This window comes from Bizionia gelidisalsuginis (assembly GCF_008086185.1).
Lineage (GTDB): Bacteria > Bacteroidota > Bacteroidia > Flavobacteriales > Flavobacteriaceae > Bizionia > Bizionia saleffrena.
Genome location: NZ_VSKN01000049.1, coordinates 1 through 4,221, shown reverse-complemented (window position 1 = coordinate 4,221; position 4,221 = coordinate 1). Strand labels below are relative to the sequence as shown.

Here is a 4,221-nt window from a genome sequence, read left to right as displayed (position 1 = left end):
CAGCAACTTTCGATCTTACCGTTTTATCAGTAGACGATGCGAGTATAACAATGACGCCAACGTGCGACGGCGGTATTGTCGATACAGAAGCAACACCAGGCGGAACGTATGTGTTTAACCCAGTACCAACGGATGGCGCTGTAATAGATGCTACCACAGGGACCGTTTCTGGCGGACAACCAAATACGACTTACGAAGTAGAATACACAACAAACGGTGCGTGTCCAGCAACTGAAATTTACTCGTTAACCAGTTACCCATTACCAACGGTGGTAACACCAACAGTATTAGGGGTTTGTGATGATGCCACACCAGATGGTTTTACAGAAATTGATTTAAGCATTAAAAATGGTGAAATTTCAGGTGGAAACCCGAACTACTCGGTAACGTATTATCTTACTCAGGCAGATGCCGATGCGCAAGCTAATCCATTACCAATACCCTACACGAATGTTACTAATCCGCAAATTGTATTTGTAAATGTTGAAGATATTACTACCTCTTGTAGTGATACGACACCATTAACACTACAAGTAGAAGATGCTCCAGTAGCATTTACACCAACACCATTAGAATATTGCGATCCAGACAGCGATGGTTTTGGAGTGTTTACGCTAAGCGATGCAGATTCAGAAATAAATGGCGGTGATAACACCTTAGTAATAACGTACCACGAAACGTTATCAGATTCTGAAAATGATGTTAACCCATTAGCAAGTCCGTATAACAATATTGTAGTGAATCAGCAAACGATCTACGTGCGTATTGAGAGTCCGACGATTTCTACTAATTGTGCGAGTTTCGTAGAATTAATATTAATTGTAAACCCAACACCAGAGATAATCGACCCAACACCATTGGAAGTGTGTGACGATAACGCCGATGGTTATGCGACTTTCGATTTACCAACAAAAAACACAGAGATTCTAAACGGATTAGACCCGACGTTATATACCGTAACTTTTTACGAGTCTGAGGCAAATGCGCTACTACCAAATAACGCTATCGCATCACCAAATGCTTATGTTAATATCGTTCAAGACATGCAAACGCTATGGGTACGTGTAGAAGACAGTGCCACAGGGTGTTTCTCAATAACGACTTTAGATATTATTGTAAACCCATTACCAGTTTTAGTACAGCCAACGCCATTAACGCTTTGTGACTATGTTACTCCAAACGATGGTGCAGAACCGTTTACTTTAGAAGATGCCAACGCAGAAATTTTAGGAGGACTAACAGGAATTACATTGAGTTACCACTTAACACAAGTTGGAGCCGATACCGATACAGATGAAATTTTTAGCCCGTATGTAAATACAAGTAATGCACAAACTATTTATATCCGTGCAGAAAATAACGTTACAGGATGTGTCAATACTATTACTTTAGATTTACGTGTAACACCAACACCATCGCCAGTTGCAAACCCAGATCCATTGGAAGTTTGTGATGATGATAATGATGGTTTTGCGCAGTTCGATATTTATAGCCAGTCAACAATCATTCAAAACGGAGAAACAGGAGTAACGGTAACGTACCACGAAACCTTAGCAAATGCTGAAGCAGGAACAAGTCCGTTAGCAAACTTTTACAATAATATTATTGCCAATTTGCAAACAATATATGTACGTGTAGAAAATACAGGAGTTGCGCCAACACCAGGAACAGGATGTTATACAATTGTAGAGTTAGACTTGGTGGTGTTACCATCGCCAGTAGTACCATTAGATATTGAAGACTATGTTATTTGTGATGATAATGGAGATGGCTTTGCACAATTTGATTTTGATGCAGTGATTTCACCAGAAGTTTATGGTACACAATCGCAAGCAGATTTTACATTAACCTACCACGTGTCTCAAGCCGATGCTGATTCAGGAAACGATCCTATTGTAAATTCTTCAAACTATACCAATGCGGTAAACCCTCAAACGATTTATATTCGTTTATCGAGTAACGGCAATGGTTGTGTAAGTACAGGATCGTTTGTTATAGAAGTGGCTTTTCCACCCGTATTAAATCCTAATTACGATAATACGTTATCACAATGTGATGATTTAGATGCCGATTACCACGAAGATAATGATGGCTTTACGGCTTTCGATTTAACCGTTGAAGACTCAGAAATAGTAAATGGTAACCCAAGTTGGACTGTAGACTATTACACCACTTTGGCTGATGCGCAAGCAGGCACCAATATGATTCCAGATCCAACAGACTTTACCAATACGGTAATGGGACCACAAACATTATTTGTAGTAGTAACTGATGGAGATACTGGATGTATCTCATACACAACCGTTACTATTCGTGTATTAAATAATCCATCGCCAGGAGAAGATCCAGCCGATATTATTTTATGCGACGATAACGCGACTGGCGATATGATTGAAGTCTTCGACTTAACAGTAAACGAGACTTATATTATTAACGGTGAAGATGCTAGTAACCCAATACACTTAAGTTACTATACTAGTGAAGACGCTGCCGTAACAGGTACCAATGCTATTGTAGATCCAACCCAACACAGTAACGAAGATCCTAATAACGCTGGTGTTGCCATTAACCCACAAACTATTTATGTGCGTGTAACAAATGGAGACGATGTAACCGGATTAAACGGAACAGGGTGTTACAGTTTAGAAGATTTCGACTTAATAGTAAACCCATTACCAGACGTAGTACCGGTAGCGGATTACATTATTTGTGAATTGAATAATGACGGCGTTGCACAGTTTGATTTCACAACAATGACCGGTGAGATTTTAAACGGACAAGATCCCGCAGTATTTACAGTAACGTATCACGAAACGATAGCGGAGGCCGAACAAGGTATCAATGCATTAACAACATTGTACACTAACACCAGTAATCCGCAAGAGATTTTTGTAAACATTACCAATACAGATACAGGCTGTGATATTGCAACGGTAAGCTTTATGATTGAAGTACAAGAAGCAGCACAAGCAAATCCAGATTTAGTACCAATTGTTTATGAGATCTGTGATGATGAAATGGATTTTGATGGTGATACCACAAATAACACCGCACAATTTGATTTAGCAACACAAAACGAATTTGTATTAGACGGACAAGATCCTGTAAGCTATACGGTGAGTTATTACGATAACCAACTAGATGCCGATGCCGGAACCAATGCCTTACCATTTCTATACGAAAACACAGTAAACCCACAAGTTATTATTGTGCGTGTAGATAATGATACACTAGTAGATGATGGTACGGGCACTGGAACAATGGAAGACAGCTCACAATGTTTTGAAACGGCAACGTTAACATTACAAGTGAATATGTTACCGTCTTTCGATTTAGACGCTACGTATTTATTATGTGTAAACACCAACGGAACAGAAGTCGTTAATGTACCAGTAATAGACACCGGCTTAGATGCAACACAATACACATTCGAGTGGAGTTATAACGGTACTGTTTTACCAGCAGAAACAGCCCCAGCATTAACCCCAACACAAGGCGGAACGTATAGCGTTGTAGTAACCGATGTGACATCAAGTGGCGCAACACAATGTTCAAGTACAGAGAGTACACTAGTAGAAGAAAGTGAGCCTCCAGTATTAACAACAGAAGTAACCACTTTAGCTTTTGCAAATGAACACGCAATAGACGCTACAGCGACAGGAAACGGAATTGCCGTTTATGAGTTTAGTATCGATGGCGGCGCTTGGGAAATCGGGGTATTAACTGCTAGTGGTTCTTATAGCTATACCTTTAATAATGTATCGGCAGGAGAGCACGTTATCACAGCAAGAGATGCTAACGGATGTGGAGAAGCGAGTGAAATAGTATTAGTAATGGATTACCCATTATACTTTACACCAAACGGTGATGGTTACCATGATACTTGGAACATCTATGGTGTGGAGAGTCAGCCAGATGCTAAAATATTTATCTTCGACCGATTTGGAAAACTGTTAAAACAATTAAGTCCAACAGGCTCAGGCTGGGATGGAACGTACAACGGAAACCCAATGCCAACAAGCGACTATTGGTTTACTGTAGATTACAGAGAGCCAGGCACAGATAATAAGAAAAGCTTTAAAGCGCACTTTACACTAAAGCGCTAAAAGCGATATAATAATCACATAGAATACACCAAAAAAACCTGAACAGTACTGTTCAGGTTTTTTTTATGCCTATAGTTAAACTTATGCGTTTTGTTGTTTTGTTAGAGCTGTAGGG

Annotated in this window: 1 protein-coding gene; it reads left to right on the top strand. The window is 39.8% G+C overall.

What is annotated here, in order from left to right:
- On the top strand, window positions 1-4,106 hold a 4,106-nt coding region (locus ES677_RS14850), incomplete at its 5' end, for a T9SS type B sorting domain-containing protein (protein ID WP_148381673.1).
- Window positions 4,107-4,221 lie beyond the last annotated feature (115 nt).